Source organism: Streptomyces sp. NPDC104096, assembly GCF_055584385.1.
This window is the reverse complement of the sequence record NZ_JBVJMD010000004.1, coordinates 148654-164943: the sequence shown is the minus strand read 5'-3', so window position 1 is coordinate 164943 and position 16290 is coordinate 148654. Positions and strand designations below refer to the sequence as shown.

The window sequence follows — 16290 nt, the reverse complement described above, 5'->3', positions numbered from 1 at the left end:
GGAGTGCATGGGCCAGGAGTGCATGGGCCAGGAGTGCCCGTGCTCGTCCTGGGGCCCGTGCCCGTCCTGGGGCCCGCGCCCGCCCTGGGGCCGGTGGCCTTCCGGGTCAGATCACCTTCAGCCGCACCAGCGCGCCCAGCGTCAGCGCCCCCGGCAGCAGCGGCACCCACACGGTGATGATCCGGTACGCGAGGACCACCGCCGTGGTCACCGCCACCGGGCCGCCCGCCGCCACCAGCGCCACGATCAGGGCCGCGTCGACCGAGCCGAGGCCGCCCGGGGTGGGCACCAGGGCCACGGCGACGGTCGCCGCGAGATAGGCCACCGCGATGTGCGCGGGCGGCACCGGCAGCCCCAGTGCCTGCCCGACCGCCGCCAGACCGGTGGCCTGGAGTGCCGGGAACGCCAGCGAACCGCCCCACAGGGCGAACGCCCGCGCCGGACGGGTGTGCACCGAGCGCGCCTCGCCGAGCGCGGTGCGCAGGAAGGAGAGCACGGCGTCCCGCAGCCGGCGTACCGCCGCGAGCGCGACCGCGGCCACGGCGACGACGGCACCGGCGGCCCCCAGCAGCGGCCCGAGCGCCCCGTGCGGCAGCAGCGTGCCGAGCCGCAGCGCGTGCGGGAAGGCGAGCAGCAGCGCGGCCAGCAGACCCAGCCGCCCCACGCTCTCGGCGAGCAGATACAGCGCGAGGGCGGCCGAGGACCGGGCCAGCGGCACCCCGCAGACCGTCATGAAGCGCAGGTTCACGGCGCTCGCGCCCAGCCCGGTGGGCAGCAGATGGTTGGCCGCGCCCGCCGCGAACTGGGTGACGAGCAGGCGCCGCCTGGGCAGCCGCTCGACCAGCGCGCCCTGGCGGGTGAAGGCCGCGGCCACCCAGGTCAGACAGGTCGCCCCGGCCGCGGCCAGCAGCCAGGGCCACTCGGCGCCGCGCAGCTGGCCGATCCCCTCGGCCAGCACGGAGCGGTGCTGCACCGCGACCACGCCGAGCAGCAGCAGCGGAAGCAGGCAGAGGATCTGGCGGACGGGGACGCGGGTCACATTGCGAGAGGTTTTCCGCACCACGTCAACGACGGGTTGCGGCTGCGGGGACGGGGGCTTACGGACGGGCAGCGGCTGGGGGGAAAGGGTCATCGGTTCCTTCGTCTGCGGGAATTCCGGACGGACATTGACCTCAACGAAGCTTGAGGTCCTAGGTTCTCTCTCATGAGCATGGAAACCACCGCCTGGACGCAGCTGTACAGCGTCATGAACGCCCGGCAGGAACGCCGCCCCTACGACCGCGCGACCCTGCGCCGCATCGGCGCCTTCGCCCGCCCGCACCGGCGCCGTATCGCGCTGTTCGTCGTCCTCGGGGTGGTGACCGCGTTGTTCGCCGTGGCGACCCCGGTCCTGGCCGGACGCGTGGTGGACGCCATCGTGTCGCACGGGGACGAGGGCACGGTCGTCCGGCTCGCCCTGCTCATCGCGCTGATCGCGGTGCTGGAGGCGGCGCTCGGCATCTTCGGCAGGCGGCTGTCGGCCATGCTCGGCGAGGGGCTCATCCTCGATCTCCGGACGGCGGTGTTCGATCATGTGCAGCGGATGCCGGTCGCGTTCTTCACACGCACTCGTACGGGAGCGCTGGTCTCCCGTCTCAACAACGACGTGATCGGCGCCCAGCGCGCGTTCAGCAACACGCTCTCCGGAGTCGTCAGCAACCTGGTCACGCTGCTGCTCACGCTCGCCGTGATGCTCACCCTGTCCTGGCAGATCACCCTGCTCGCCCTGGTGCTGCTCCCGGTGTTCGTGGTGCCGGCCAGACGCATGGGCAGCCGGATGGCCCGGATGCAGCGGGAGGCGGCCACCCTGAACGCGGCGATGGGCACCCGGATGACGGAACGCTTCTCCGCCCCGGGCGCCACCCTGGTCAAGCTCTTCGGCCGGCCCGAGGAGGAGTCGCTGGAGTTCACCGCCCGCGCCGGTCTCGTGCGGGACATCGGGGTGCGCACGGCCACGGCCCAGTCGGTGTTCATGACGGCCCTGACCCTGGTCTCCGCCCTGGCCCTGGCCCTGGTCTACGGCCTCGGCGGCTGGTTCGCCCTGCGCGGCACCCTGGAGCCCGGCGCGGTCGTCTCCCTCGCCCTGCTGCTGACCCGCCTCTACGCCCCGCTCACCGCGTTGGCCGGAGCCCGGGTCGAGGTGATGAGCGCGCTCGTCAGCTTCGAGCGGGTCTTCGAGGTGCTGGACCTGAAGCCGCTCATCGAGGAGAAGGCGGACGCCCGCCGGGTCCCCGACGGGCCGGTCGCCGTCGAGTTCGACGACGTCCGCTTCGGCTACCCGTCCGCCGACAAGGTCTCCCTCGCCTCCCTGGAGGAGGTCGCCTCCCTCGACACCCGCGGCGGCGCCGAGGTGCTGCGGGGCATCTCCTTCCGCGCCGAGCCCGGCCAGACGGTCGCCCTGGTCGGCTCCTCCGGCGCCGGCAAGTCCACCGTCGCCCAACTCCTGCCGCGCCTCTACGACGTCGACGAGGGCGCCGTACGCGTCGGCGGCGTCGACGTGCGCGACCTCACCGCCGCCTCCCTGCGCGAGACCCTGGGCATGGTCACCCAGGACGGCCACCTGTTCCACGACTCGGTCCGGGCCAACCTGCTGCTGGCCCGCCCCGGCGCCGGCGAGGACGAACTGTGGGACGCGCTGCGCCGGGCCCGCCTCGACGACCTCGTGCGCTCCCTGCCCGACGGCCTCGACACGGTCGTGGGGGAACGCGGCTACCGGCTCTCCGGCGGTGAACGCCAGCGCATGACCATCGCCCGGCTGCTCCTGGCCCGCCAGCGCGTCGTCATCCTCGACGAGGCCACCGCCCATCTCGACAACACCTCGGAGGCGGCGGTCCAGGAGGCGCTCACCGAGGCCCTGGCCGACCGCACCGCGATCGTGATCGCCCACCGGCTGTCCACCGTGCGCGCCGCGGACCAGATCCTGGTGATCGAGGCGGGCCGGGTCGTCGAGCGCGGCACCCACGGAGAACTCCTGGCGGCCGAGGGCCGTTACGCGCAGCTCTACCGCACCCAGTTCGCCCCGGGGACGACCGCTCCCACGGCCGCCGCGACGACGCCCGGGGACCACGAGACCGCCGCGACGACGCCCGGGGACCACGGGACCGCCGCGACGACGCCCGGGGACCACGAGACCGCCGCGACGACGCCCGGGGACGGCGAGACCGCCGCGACGACAGCCGGGGACCACGAGGAGCTCCCCGCCGCGCCGGTGGGCTGAGCGGCCGGGCCGGCCCCGCCACGTCAGGCGGGGCCGGCCCGCCTCATGCGGTGGTGCCGAGGTCGTCCGCGGCCACCCGACTTGTGTGGCGCGCCCGGGACCGGGGACTCGGACCGCGGCGCATCCGCATCGGACGGACCGCCTGCCACGAGCGGAGGACGAAGGCATGGGACACGGTGGAAACGTCATTGACGAGCTGATGACCGATCACCGGGAGGTGGAGGAGCTCTTCGGCAAGATCGACGCGCTGCCGCCCGGTGACCGTGACCGCAAGCTGTACGCCGACCAGGTCACGATGGAGCTGGTGCGGCACTCGGTGGCCGAGGAGGCCCATCTCTACCCGGCCGTGCGCGAGCACGTCGAGGGCGGCGACGCCCTGGCCGACCGCGAACTCGAGGAACACGCCGGTGCCGAGCAGCTGATGAAGGACCTGGAGGGCTGCGCCGCGGACGACCCCCGGTTCGACGCGCTGATCGGCTCCCTCATGACGGAGGTACGCGCGCACATCGGCGACGAGGAGAACAACCTCTTCCCCCGGCTGCGCGCCGCGTGCCCGCCCGCCGCCCTCGACGACCTGGGCGACAAGGTCCGCCGGGCGAAGAAGACGGCGCCGACCCGGCCGCACCCCGCCGCGCCGGACCGGCCGCCCGCCAACAAGATGCTCGCGCCGGGCGTGGGCATGATCGACCGGCTGCGCGACGCCCTGACGGGACGTGGCAAGGCCGGCTGAGCCCGGGACGGGTTGCGGAAGTCCTTCCCGCGCGGCGACGCCCGGCGCACCTTCCGTGCCGGGCCGACGGGGACAGGGCGCTGTGCCAAGATCGGGTGGATCCGTTGCGGGGAGTGGTCGCGGGGAGGTGAGGTTCATGACCGACGACGGCCTGCCGGGCGGCGAGGACGCCGAGCAGGAGACCGAGACCCGGCGTGCCCTCATCGCCCGTGAACTCGTCGACGCGGTACGCGGCCTTCCGCCCGCCGACGTGCCCGAGGTCCTGGGCCGCGCCTGCGGGACGCTCCTGCCGATGGTCACCGGGCTGTCCGTGTCGGTACGGGGCGACGGCTCCGACCTGAGCGTGATGCTGTGCGCCAGCGACGGCGTCGCCGCCCGGCTGGCGGAGATCCAGTACACCCTGGGCGAAGGCCCGTGCATGGAGGCGGTCCGGCTCCGCGCGCCGGTGTTCGCGACCGACCTCAGGCGCGCGCCGGACAGCCGACGCTGGCCGCTCTTCTCCGTGCAGGCGGCCCGGGCCGGGGCCGAGGCGGTCTTCTCGCTGCCGCTGGGAGGGGCCGGGAGCGCCCTGGGCACGCTGGACCTCTACCGGCGGACGCCGGGTCCGCTGAGCGTCGACCACGTCAGGACCGCGCTGCTGGTGGCCGACGCGGTCACCCTGACGTTGATCGCCCTCGACCACGCTTTCCCGGCGCCCGAAGGAGTCGTAACGTGGCTGGCAGGAGCGGAAGCGGACCGGGAGGAGGTGCACCAGGCCACCGGCATGATCATGGTCCAGCTCGGTGTGACCGCCGAGGAGGCGCTGCTGCGCCTGCGCGCGCGGGCCTTCACCCAGGGCCGCACCTCGACCGAGGTGGCCGTGGCGATCATCAACCACACCATGGACCTCCGCGATGAATGAACGGCCGGTACACGTGAACCACAGCCCGGGGAGGCGAGCATGAACCGCGAGCGGCAGCTCGCGGAGGCCTTCGTCGCCCTGACGGACACCTTCGCGGCCGAGTTCGACCCGTTGCAGCTCTTCCACCGTCTGGTGCACGCCTGCCGGGACCTGCTGGACGTGGACGCGGCGGCCGTGATGATGGCCGACGGCCGGGGCCGTCTGAGGACGATGGCGACCACCGACGAGGACGCCGCCTTCGCCGAGCTGCTCCAGGTGCAGAGCGGCCGGGGCCCCTGCATGGACTCCTACCGGACCGGCGAGCCGGTGAGCGTGCCCGACATCGCGGCCGAGTCCGAGCGCTGGCCCGGACTGGTCACCGCCATGACCGACGCGGGGTACGAATCGCTCCAGGCGGTTCCGGTACGACTGCACGAGCGCTCCCTGGGCGGACTGACCCTGCTGCGCCGGAGCGTGGGCGACCTGGCGGCGGACGACGTCCACCTCGCCCAGTCCCTCGCGGACTCCGCCGCCCTCGGCCTGATGCACTGGTCGATGGAACCGACCCGGATCGACGACGTCATCACCCGCGTGCAGAGCGTCATCGCCGCCAAGGCCACCCTGGAGATCGCCAAAGGCATGATCGCCCAGTACGCGGGCACCACCGTCCCCGAGGCCGCCCGGCTGCTCGACGGCTATGTGCGCGAACGGCACCTCCGCCTCACCGAGACCGCCTACGCACTGGTCACCCGCGCCGTGGAACCCGCCGCGGTCGTCGACGCGCGGCCTCGTATCTGAGCCCGGACCGGCGGCCGGGCGGTGCTCCGGACCGTCCGGGCGGCTCACCAGGGTGCCGGGGTCCGGGGTGAACGCCGTACCGGCGGGCGCACGGGAACCGCCGCGGTCGTCGAATTCCGTGAGCGGCGGAACAACGCCGACCGGGCGTGGCATGCTCGGGGACGTGGAGAGCGACTTCGCGGCTGCCGACGACGGTACGGCTCCCGACCTGCTGCCGCTGGCGAAGACGGTGGCCAGGCTCCGTGCCGAGATCGCGGATCTGGAAGACCTGGTCTCGACGACCGCGGTCGTCGAACGGGCCAAGGGCATCGTCATGCAGCAGGCGCACCTGACGGCGGACGCGGCGTACGAACTGCTGCTCGCCAGGGCCGGACACCGTCGTCGCACCCTCGTGGAGGAGTGCTGGACCATCCTGGGACAGAGCAGCCGGGACTTCGCCGCCGAACCGCGCCGAGAGGTCCGCGCCGGGGGCGACGCGGCCCGGGCGGCGGACGTCTCCCCGTTCGGTGTGGAGCAGTACCTGACCACCTCACGGGTCGGATCGGACCGGCCCACGTTCCTGGCCGACCTGGCCGAGAGCCTGACCGGTGCCCGCACACCCCACGAGGTGGCCGGACTGCTGTGGACGACGCTGCACGCCTCCGAGAGCGTCGACGCCGTCATGATCTACGTCCGGTCGAGCGCCGGGAACCTGGAGCTGATCGGGCACGCGGGCATCGACGACGCCCTGGCCGAGCAGTGGAGCGGCATCCCGCCCCTGCCGGGTGTGGCCCCGGTGGACGCCGTCGCCGAGGGCAAGCCCCTGTGGCTGGAGGAGCCCGAGCAGGACGCGGCCCGCTACCGGCTCATCGAGGATCCGTCCCGGCGGTGGCCCTCCCGTGCGTGGATCCCGCTGCCCGGCGAACGGTCGCCGACGACCGTCGTCGGCGTCTTCCGCACGCTCGCCGCCCCGTTCGACACCGCGACGCGGTCCCTGCTGCTCAAGGCCGTACGGCTGTGCGCCGGAGCCCTGGACGGCGGATCCCACCGGGACCGGCCGGCCCTGGACCGGGGGAGCGCGGACACCGTCCAGCGGGTCTTCGACATCCTGCCGGGGCCCGCGGTGCTGCTCCAGCCCGTACACGCGGAGACGGGGGCGGTGGAGGACTACCGGATCGAGGCGGCCGCACCGGAGTCCGTGGACATCGCCGGCCGCCGCGGCAGGGAACTGGTCGGGCACAGCATCCTGGAGATGTATCCCACGGTGGCGGGCACCGCGCTGTGGGACGGATACCTCGCCGCCCTCACCACCGGCACGGTCTACGAGAGCGGACCCTTCGACTACGAGGAGGTGGCCTCCGGAGTACCGCGCCGTTCCACCTACTCGGTGCGGGCGTCCCGGCTCGGCAGCCGGCTGGCCGTGTCCTGGATCCGCCACGACAGCAGCCTGGAGGAGACCCGCCGCCTGGCCGATCTGCAACGGCTGGGCAACCTCGGCTGGGTGAAGTGGGACCTGACCACGAACACCGTCGTCTGGTCGGAGCAGGTCTACATCATCTTCGGCCGCGATCCGGACCTGGGCCCCATGTCCCTGGAGGAGCTTCCCGAGCACGTCGCGCCGGGCGACGTGCCGACTCTGGGCACCGCGGTCCGGCGGCTGCTCGACGGGGGAGCCGCCATCGACCTGCCGTGCCGGATCGCCGGAGCGTACGGCGTACGGCACATACGGATCGTCGCGGAGACCCGGACCGACGCCGACGGCGTCCCCGTCGAGGTGCACGGCTTCGTCCAGGACCTCACCGCGCTGCGTGACGCCGAGAACGCGCTGGTGAAGAGCGAACGCGCGCTGCTGGTACAGCGCGGTGTGCTCCAGGCCGAGCGGGTACTGGCCGCCCGCCTCAGGGAGGCCCTGCTGCCGATCCCCGAACAGCGGATGGAACTGGCGGGGCTGAGCGTCCATGTCTCCTACGTCCCCGCCGACACGGGCGTGAACGTCGGGGGAGACTGGTACAGCGCCCTCGAACTCGCCGACGGAGGGGCCCTGTTCGTCGTCGGCGACGTCGCCGGTCACGGACTCGCCGCGGTCGGCGCGATGGCCCAGCTCAGGTTCACCGGAAAGGGCATGGCCATCACGGGATCGGCCCTGCCGGAGGTCCTCAAGCGTCTCAACACGCTGCTGCTGCGCACCGCGGACGGCTCGTACGCGACGAGCGCCACGATGGTCATCGCCCGCTACCACCCCCAGCGGCACCGACTGACCTGGGCGAGTGCCGGACACCTGCCGCCGCTGCTGATCCGCGACGGCGAGGCCGTCTTCCTGCCCCAGCCGGTGGGGCTGCTGCTCGGCGCCGCCCGCGACTTCCACTACGACCAGGCCGCCGTCGACCTGCTGCCCGGCGACCGGCTGCTGTTCTACACGGACGGTCTGGTGGAGGATCCGGGCGAGGACATCGACAAGGGCATGGAACGGCTCGCCGAGACCGCGCTCGGCCTGCTGCGGGCCGACCCCGGCGCACCGCTCGCGGCCGCCCTGGCCGGACTGCGGCCGCATCACCGCGACGACATCTGCGTCCTCGACATCCACGTACCTCACCGGGCCGGGGCCGGGTGAGCGGCGCGTCCCGCGGGCGGACGCCCCGGCCGCACGGCTGCCGGTGCGGGCCCGGACCGACTCAGTAGCCGCCCAGCAGCGTCCGTACCCCGCGCAGGGTCTCGGGGCCGGCGGAGCTGTGCCGACGGGAGGGATCGGCGGGACGACGGCCCCACAGCAGCAGCACCCGTACGGCGGCGTCGCTCCCGCCGGGAGCCGCATGAAGCGCACCCCCACGGGTACTCGCGGGCCCTGTACGGGGACGGTGGACGGTTCCGGGGCCTGCATGGCGCCGCGCGGCAGGCGGGAACGGTCGGACAGGCCCTGGAGCCCCCACCGACCCGGTGACAGCCGATCACGGCGGGTGACAGGGCGATGACCATCGAGAACGACCGGAAGTCCGGCGGAGGGACCCCGCGTACCACCGACGAGGCGGTGGTACACGCACTGCTCGACCGTCAGGAGCGCACCTACGCGGAGCAGGCGGGCATCCGGCTGCGCAACACACCGGCCCCCCTCTATCAGACGCTGGTGCTGGCGACGCTGCTCAGCGCCCCCATCCGGGCCGACACCGCCGTCGCCGCCGCCCGAGCGCTGTTCGAGGCGGGGCTGCGTACGCCGAGGGCGATGCTGGAGGCCACCTGGCAGGACCGTGTGGACGCGCTCGGCCGGGGAGGCTACCGACGCTACGACGAGCGCACCGCCACCCTGCTCGGCAACGGTGCCGCGCTGGTGCTCGACCGCTGGCACGGTGACCTGCGCCGGCTGCGCGAGGAACCCGATCCGAAGCAGGCCCTGCTCGACCTGCCCGGGATCGGGCCCGCCGGTGCCGACATCTTCCTGCGCGACGTACAGGGGGTGTGGCCGGAGTTCGCCCCGTACATCGACCGCAAGGCCCTGGACGGGGCCCGGCGGCTCGGACTGCCGGCCTCGCCCGAGAGACTCGGCGGCCTCGCCCCCGACCGCGACCTCACCCGGCTGGCCGACGGCCTGGTCCACGCGGCGCTCGACAAGCCGCTGGCCGGCGAGGTGCTCGCCGCGGCCGCGGAGGCCCGGCAGTCCGCGTGAGCCGCGAAAGCCCGCGTGAGCCGCGAACGGCCGAGCGCCGCGAACCAGTTCATCGCCGCCCCGGGGCGAGGCACCCGGTGTCGTCACGGCGGATCGACGGCCGCCCTCTGCCGGGCTGACGTCCACATACTGCGATAAACTGGGACAAGAGTGTCCGGGTCCGCCGGTCCTTCGCGGCGCAGCCGCCCCGAACGGTGCGGGACGGCGGCCGACACCTGCCCCATCGGCGGGAAATCCACTCCAACATCCTCCGGGGACCGCTGACTTCCCGCGTGTCCGCTGTCCCGTAGGTCGGTGCTCATGGACCTCAACACCATCACCGAAGTAGTCCGCCGACCGTCCGAGCGGCCGGGCACGGACTGGCACGAGGGCGACGCCTGGCTCGCCGGCGGGACGTGGCTCTACTCCGTGGAGCAACCGGACCTGCGACGGCTGATCGACCTGACGGCGCTGGGCTGGGAGCCCCTCGTCCCGACGGACCGGGGCCTGGAGATCAGCGCCACCTGCACCGTTCGCGATCTGTACGCCTTCCCGTGGCCGGTGCGCTGGACCGCCGGAGTGCTCTTCCGCAGGAGCTGCGAGGCGTTCCTGTCCTCGTTCAAGGTCTGGAACGCGGCGACCGTCGGCGGCAACATCTGCATGTCCCTGCCCGCGGGCCCGATGATCACGCTGACGGTCGCGCTGGAGGCGCGGTACGAACTGTGGGCGGCCGACGGCTCGGTGCGCTTCGTCGACGCCCTCGACTTCGTCACGGGCGACCACCGCAACATCCTCGCGCCCGGGGAGATCCTGCGGCGCGTCACCGTACCGGAGTACGCGCTGCGCGGACGCGTCGCGCACCGCCGCTTCACGCTGACCCGGCTCGGCCGCTCGACCGTGTTCCTCGTCGGCACCCGACGGCCGGGCGGCAGCGATCTGTTGCTCACCATCACCGCCGGCACGACCCGGCCGGTCCGCATCGCCTTCGACTCCCCGCCCGACGCCCGGACCCTGCGACAGAGCATCGACGCCGTGCCCGCCGACGTCTGGTTCGACGATCCCAACGGAACCCCCGACCACCGTCGGCATCTGACACGGCACTTCGCCGAGGAGATCCGCCGCGAACTCCCGGCCGGTGACCTGGCATGAACTACCTCGTGAACGGCAGGGAATTCGACCGGGAGCCGGCTCCCGGCCAGTGCCTGCGCACCTTCCTGCGCGAACTGGGCCACTTCGGCGTCAAGAAGGGGTGCGACGCGGGCGACTGCGGTGCCTGCACGGTGTGGCTGGACGGCACCCCGGTGCACAGCTGCATCACCCCCGCGTTCCGCGCGGACGGACGCGCGGTGACCACGATCGAGGGCCTCGGACGGCCCGGCGCCCCGCACCCCATGCAGCGGCAGTTCGAGGACGCCCCGGGGTTCCAGTGCGGTTTCTGCACCGCGGGGATGATCATGACCTCGGCGACCTTCACCGAGGAGCAGAAGGCCGACCTGCCGAGGGCGTTGAAGGGCAACCTCTGCCGCTGCACCGGCTACCGGGCGATCGAGGACGCCGTGAAGGGCGTCGCCGCCGTGGAGACGGCGGCACCGGGCAAGGCCGTCGGGACGAGCGTCGGCGCACCCGCGGGCCACGACGTGGTGACGGGCCACGCCGAGTTCACCATGGACACCCGCATCGACGGCCTGCTGCACCTGAAGGTGCTGCACTCACCCCACGCGCACGCCCGGATCCGCTCCATCGACAAGCGCGCCGCCCTCGCGGTGCCCGGCGTGCACCGGGTCTACACCTGGCAGGACGTGCCCCGCAGACGCTTCACCACGGCGATCCACACCGACCACCTGGTCGACCCGGACGACACCTACGTCCTCGACGACACGGTCCGCTTCGTCGGTCAGCGCGTCGCCGCTGTCCTGGCCGACACGGTCGGAGCGGCCGAGGAGGGCTGCCGGCGTCTCGACGTCGAGTACGAGGTGCTGCCCGCGGTCTTCGACCCGGAGGCGGCGATGGCCGACGGCGCCCCCCAACTGCACGGCTCCCACGACCCGTTCGTACGCGACCCCGTCCACAACGTCCTGATCGAGCTCCACTCGCACATCGGCGACGTCGACGCGGGGTTCGCCGCGGCCGACGTGATCCACGAAGGCGCCTACTTCTCACCGCGGGTGCAGCACGCGCATCTGGAGACCCACGGCTCGATCGCCTGGATGGAGGACGGCCGGCTGAACGTCCGTACCAGTTCGCAGTCGCCGTCGATCGCGAAGGTCAAGCTGGAGTACCTGTTCGCGCTGCGCCCGGACCAGGTGAGGGTGTTCTGCAAGCGGGTCGGCGGCGGATTCGGCGGCAAGCAGGAGGTGATCACGGAGGACCTGGTCGCGCTCGCCGCCCTGGACACCGGACGGCCCGTCAGCCTGGAGCTCACCCGGGAGGAGGAGTTCACCACCGCCTCCCCGCGGCATCCGATGACCCTGACGGTCAGGCTCGGCGCCAGGTCCGACGGTACGCTCACCGCCTTCCAGGTCCGCAACGTCTCCAACACCGGCGCCTACGGCAACCACGGCGGCGAGACGCTGTTCGCGGGCGGCGCCGCGGTCATGATCTACCGCTGCCCCAACAAGAAGTACGACGCGTACTCCGTCTACACGAACACCGTGCCGAGCGGGGCGCTGCGCGGTTACGGGATGACGCAGCCGGCCTTCGCCGTGGAGTCGGCGATGGACGAACTGGCCCGAGCCCTGCACATGGACCCGCTCGAACTGCGGCGGCGCAACATCGTGCGGCCGGGTGATTCCATGATCGCCCTGCACGACGGCCCCGACGACGTGACCTTCACCGAGGACGGACTCGCCAGGTGCATCGACCTGGTGGACGACGCCCTGGCCCGCACGGCCGACCGGCCGCCACCCGGCCCTGAGTGGCTCGTCGGCACGGGCGTGGCGAGTTCCCTGCACGAGACCGCGCCCCCGACGGACCACCTCTCCGAGGCCTGGGTCACGCTCGGCGATGACCTGATCTACGAACTCGCCGTCGGGACCGTCGAGTTCGGGGAGGGCACCTCCACGGCGCATGTCCAGATCGCGGCCAACCAGCTGGGCACGACACCGTCCCGGATCCGTCTGGTGCAGTCCGACACCGACCGCACGGGATTCGACACCGGCGCCTTCGCGAGCGCCGGCCTCTTCGTGGCGGGCAACGCGGTCCTGCGGGCGGCGAACGCCGTGCGCGACCGCATCCTGGAGTTCGCCGCGGCCCACACGGGCGTCCATGTCGTGCTGTGCTCGATGGACGACGACGGTGTCACCTGCGGGGACCGGCGGGTGTCGCTGGCCGAACTCGTCGCGCTGGCCCGCGGGCGAGGCATCCGCTTCCGGGCCGCACGCAAGGCCTACGGCTCGCCCCGCAGCGTCACCTCCAACACGCACGGGTTCCGGGTCGCCGTGCACCGCGTGACGGGTGAGATCCGGATCCTGCACAGCGTTCAGGCGGCCGACGCCGGGGTGATCATCAACCCGGTGCAGGTGCGGGGACAGATCGAGGGCGGTGTCGCCCAGGGCATCGGCTTCGCGCTGACCGAGAACCACCACGTGGACGCCAACGGCGTCATGATCAACGCCAGCCTCCGCAACTACCGCATCCCCACCTACGCGGACATCCCCCGTACCGAGGTCCTCCTGGTGGGCTCGGCGGACTCGGTGGGGCCGATGCGGGCGAAGGGGATGGCCGAGTGCTGCATCAACCCGGTCGCCCCCGCGCTCGCCAACGCGGTGCACGACGCCACGGGCGTCCGCTACCGTGAGCTGCCCCTGACCCCGGAACGCATCTACGGCCGACTCCCCGCGGAACAGTCGGTGTCGGCGGGCTGAGCCACCATGGACACCGAGAAGAACGTGGCCGCCGCGGCCACGGCGATCATCGGACAGAAGGTCCTGCCCGGGATGGACGGGCCGTTCCGGTCGTGGCAGGAGGACCTCAACGCCGCGGCCGCCTACTACCCCGGCTTCCTCGGCGCCGAGATCTCCGCGCCGACCCAGCTGCAACCCGACTGGGTCGTCGTGTACCGGTTCGACTCGGTGGCGCATCTTCAGGCGTGGATCAACAGCGGGACCAGACAGACGTATCTCGACGCCGGCGCCAGGTACTTCGACGGCCCGGCCACCCAGCAGGTGGTCAGCAGCGGCTCCCAGTCACTGGATCCGCTGGTCACCGTGGTGGTCACCCACCGCGTCCCGCCGAACCAGGTCGACAGCTTCCTCGACTGGCAGCGCCGCATGGTCGAGGAGGAGAGCAGGTTCGACGGATTCCGCGGGACCGAGCTCTTCCGCCCCATCGAGGGACTCCAGGAGGAATGGACCACCCTGTACCGCTACGACAACGCCGAGCACCTCGACGCCTGGCTGACCTCGCCCCAGCGACAACGGATCCTGGCCGAGGGCGAGAAGTTCAGCGACTACAAGCTGCACACGATCGACAACTCCTTCGGCAGCTGGTTCGCCTTCGAGGGCAACGGCAAGGAGGCGCCCCCGCCCCCCTCCGAGACCAAGACGTCCCTGGCCATCTGGGTGGGCCTCTACCCGACCGTGGTCCTGCTCTCCCTGGCCCTGTCCCCGGCGCACCTGCCCCTCTGGATCAACCTCCTCGTAGGCAACCTCCTCTCGAGCTTCATCATGAGCTTCCTGACCATGCCCTACTACGTGAACCCCCTCCTCGGCCGCTGGCTCCGCCCACCCCCGGACGAACCCCCGAGGAGAACCAACGTGCGGGGCCTGTGCACGGTCGCCGTGGTGATGGCCGTGTGGGCCCTTGTCTTCTACTTGGTCACGGTCAGGTGGTGGACGCTGCCATGACGAGCGAGGGTCCAAGATCTAGCATCTGGGCATTTGTACAACTCAGAGGCATGGGGGGTGGCATGGGCCGGTGATCAGTCAGCATCGGGCGAGTAGTTGTCCTGACTTGCTGATCGGACAGCACCCAAGGACAGAACTGGATCTTCCGCCGACGGGTACCCTCGACCCCATAGTCAACGCGGCCCGACGGGCTTCCGCTCCACCGCGGTGGAGTCTCGAAGGACATGCCCCCACCCGCACGAGTCACTTCGTGCTGCCCTGGGGAATCCTTGCTGTTCCGTGCGTCCGCGAGAACCGTCGCCGCCATGGCGCTCGACCGTTCGCTGTACCTGCACCTCACCGACCAGTTCGTCCACATGCACGGCTACCGGCCCGGCACCTCGGAAGCGCTCTCGTGGGAGCGCAGCATCCCAGTCCTGGCCGCGGCGCTGAACGACGCGGGTCTGGGCGATGTGGAGGTCATGCTGGAATACGCGCTCCCGTTGAACAGCAAGCGTGCCGACGCCGTCCTCGCCGGTGTGCATCCGGCCACGGGAGAACCGTCGTACGTCGTGGTGGAACTGAAGCAGTGGAGCGAGGCACTGCCCCACGAGGACGACCCCACGCTGTGTCACGTGGACCCCTACGCACACCCGGTCCTCAACCCCATCGAACAGGTCCGCCGCTACTGCGACTACATGGTCGACTTCAACGGGGCGGTGGCAGAGCACGGACACCGGGTCGACGGAGTGGCCTTCCTGCACAACGCCACGGAGTTCGGCGTGACCGGCCTGCGGGAGATCGAGGGTGGCGGTCACGGACTACTCTTCACTGGCCAACAGCGTGGAGCCTTCCTCGATCATCTCCGCTCGAGGCTGAGCGGTGAGCACCCTGGTGCCCCGGCAGCGGACGAACTGCTCGCAGCTGCCACGGCGCCGTCGAAGCAGTTGATGTCCGTGGCCGCCGAGGAGGTCCGCGACCGGCAGCAGTTCGTTCTCCTCGACGAGCAGCAGGTCGCGTACCGCATGGTGCTCAACGCGGTGGAGAAGGCGAAACGCGCCGACCGCAAGGAGATTGTCATCGTCACCGGCGGTCCCGGTACCGGCAAGAGCGTGATCGCTCTCCAACTGCTCGGTGAGCTGTACCGGCGTGGGATTACGGCGCTGCACGCCACGGGCTCGCAGTCGTTCACCACGACGATGAGGAAGGTCGCGGGATTCCGCAAGCGGGAGGTCCAGGAGCTGTTCAAGTACTTCAACAGCTTCATGTCCGTCGAGAAGAACAGCCTGCAAGCCCTGATCTGCGACGAGGCCCACCGCATCCGGGAGACCTCCGCCAACCGCTACACCCGTGCCGAGCACCGGACCGGCAGAGCTCAGATCGACGAGCTCATCGATGTCGCCCACGTTCCCGTCTTCTTCCTCGACGAGCACCAGGTCGTGCGCCCGGGAGAGATGGGAACCGTGGCCGAGATCGAGGCGGCAGCGGCGAAGCGGGACATCCCCTGCCACGTCGTACCACTGGACAGCCAATTCCGCTGTGGCGGCAGCGACGCTTACCTGCGGTGGGTCGTCAGGCTCCTCGGCCTCGAGCCCGGCGGACCGGTCGTCTGGGAACCCGACGACCGCATGCGGTTGCTGGTCGCCGACAGCCCCCAGGAGATGGAAGAGTTTCTCGAGGCACGTCGCACCCGAGGTTACGGCGCCCGTATGTCCGCCGGTTACTGCTGGCGTTGGTCCCGGGAACCCAAGCCCGGCGACCCGCTGCCGCCCGACGTCGTCATCGGCGACTGGATCCGCCCCTGGAACCTGCGCGGCGAACGCGCCGTGTCCGGCGCGCCCCCGGCCGCCCTATGGGCCACCGACCCGGCCGGCTTCGGTCAGGTCGGCTGCGTGTACACCGCCCAAGGCTTCGAGTACGACTGGTCCGGTGTCATCATCGGCCCGGACCTGGTGTGGCGCGGCGACCGCTGGATTACGGACCGCACGGCGTCCAAGGACCCGGTGTTCAAGAAGGCCACCCCGGACGCCGACGTGGACCGCCTGATCCGCAACACCTACAAGGTGCTGCTGACCCGGGGCATGGTCGGGACGATCGTGTACTCGACGGACTCGGAGACACGGGAGAAGCTGCGGGAACTCGGGGGAAGGGCGGCACGGGAACTGGCTGCGACGTGACAGCGAAACG

Annotated in this window: 11 protein-coding genes; 10 read left to right on the top strand and 1 reads right to left on the bottom strand. The window is 71.8% G+C overall.

The features are described 5' to 3' along the window. Positions 1–106: 106 nt before the first annotated feature. Positions 107–1039: a lysylphosphatidylglycerol synthase transmembrane domain-containing protein gene (locus ACZ60B_RS06880; protein ID WP_469384841.1), complete on the bottom strand. Its 933-nt coding sequence runs from the start codon at positions 1037–1039 to the stop codon at positions 107–109. A 171-nt stretch (positions 1040–1210) separates the two neighbouring features. On the opposite strand from ACZ60B_RS06880, the gene ACZ60B_RS06875 reads away from it, so the two are divergent. The 10 genes from ACZ60B_RS06875 (at position 1211) to ACZ60B_RS06830 (ending at position 16280) form a co-directional block, all read left to right on the top strand. Next, entirely contained in the window at positions 1211–3256 is a 2046-nt protein-coding gene (locus tag ACZ60B_RS06875) for an ABC transporter ATP-binding protein (protein WP_469385073.1), read from the top strand. A 166-nt stretch (positions 3257–3422) separates the two neighbouring features. Further along, on the top strand, positions 3423–3986 hold the full coding sequence (locus ACZ60B_RS06870) for a hemerythrin domain-containing protein (RefSeq protein ID WP_469384839.1): 564 nt from the start codon (positions 3423–3425) through the stop codon (positions 3984–3986). A 136-nt stretch (positions 3987–4122) separates the two neighbouring features. After that, positions 4123–4887 (top strand): GAF and ANTAR domain-containing protein, encoded by a 765-nt coding sequence (locus ACZ60B_RS06865; protein WP_469384837.1) that lies wholly within the window; start codon positions 4123–4125, stop codon positions 4885–4887. A 39-nt stretch (positions 4888–4926) separates the two neighbouring features. Continuing rightward, positions 4927–5664 (top strand): GAF domain-containing protein, encoded by a 738-nt coding sequence (locus ACZ60B_RS06860; RefSeq protein WP_469384836.1) that lies wholly within the window; start codon positions 4927–4929, stop codon positions 5662–5664. Positions 5665–5827: 163 nt separating this feature from the next. Next, positions 5828–8254: a PP2C family protein-serine/threonine phosphatase gene (locus ACZ60B_RS06855; protein WP_469384834.1), complete on the top strand. Its 2427-nt coding sequence runs from the start codon at positions 5828–5830 to the stop codon at positions 8252–8254. Positions 8255–8608: 354 nt separating this feature from the next. After that, on the top strand, positions 8609–9301 hold the full coding sequence (locus tag ACZ60B_RS06850) for an HhH-GDP family DNA glycosylase (RefSeq protein WP_469384832.1): 693 nt from the start codon (positions 8609–8611) through the stop codon (positions 9299–9301). A gap of 300 nt (positions 9302–9601) precedes the next feature. Further along, positions 9602–10429: an FAD binding domain-containing protein gene (locus tag ACZ60B_RS06845; protein WP_469384830.1), complete on the top strand. Its 828-nt coding sequence runs from the start codon at positions 9602–9604 to the stop codon at positions 10427–10429. After that, entirely contained in the window at positions 10426–13143 is a 2718-nt protein-coding gene (locus ACZ60B_RS06840) for a molybdopterin-dependent oxidoreductase (protein ID WP_469384828.1), read from the top strand. Before ACZ60B_RS06845 ends, ACZ60B_RS06840 begins: the two co-directional genes overlap by 4 nt. Positions 13144–13149: 6 nt before the next feature. Beyond that, positions 13150–14124, top strand: a complete 975-nt coding sequence (locus tag ACZ60B_RS06835) for an antibiotic biosynthesis monooxygenase (RefSeq protein WP_469384826.1) — start codon at positions 13150–13152, stop codon at positions 14122–14124. Positions 14125–14393: 269 nt separating this feature from the next. Then, positions 14394–16280, top strand: a complete 1887-nt coding sequence (locus tag ACZ60B_RS06830) for a DNA/RNA helicase domain-containing protein (protein ID WP_469384824.1) — start codon at positions 14394–14396, stop codon at positions 16278–16280. Positions 16281–16290: the final 10 nt, after the last annotated feature.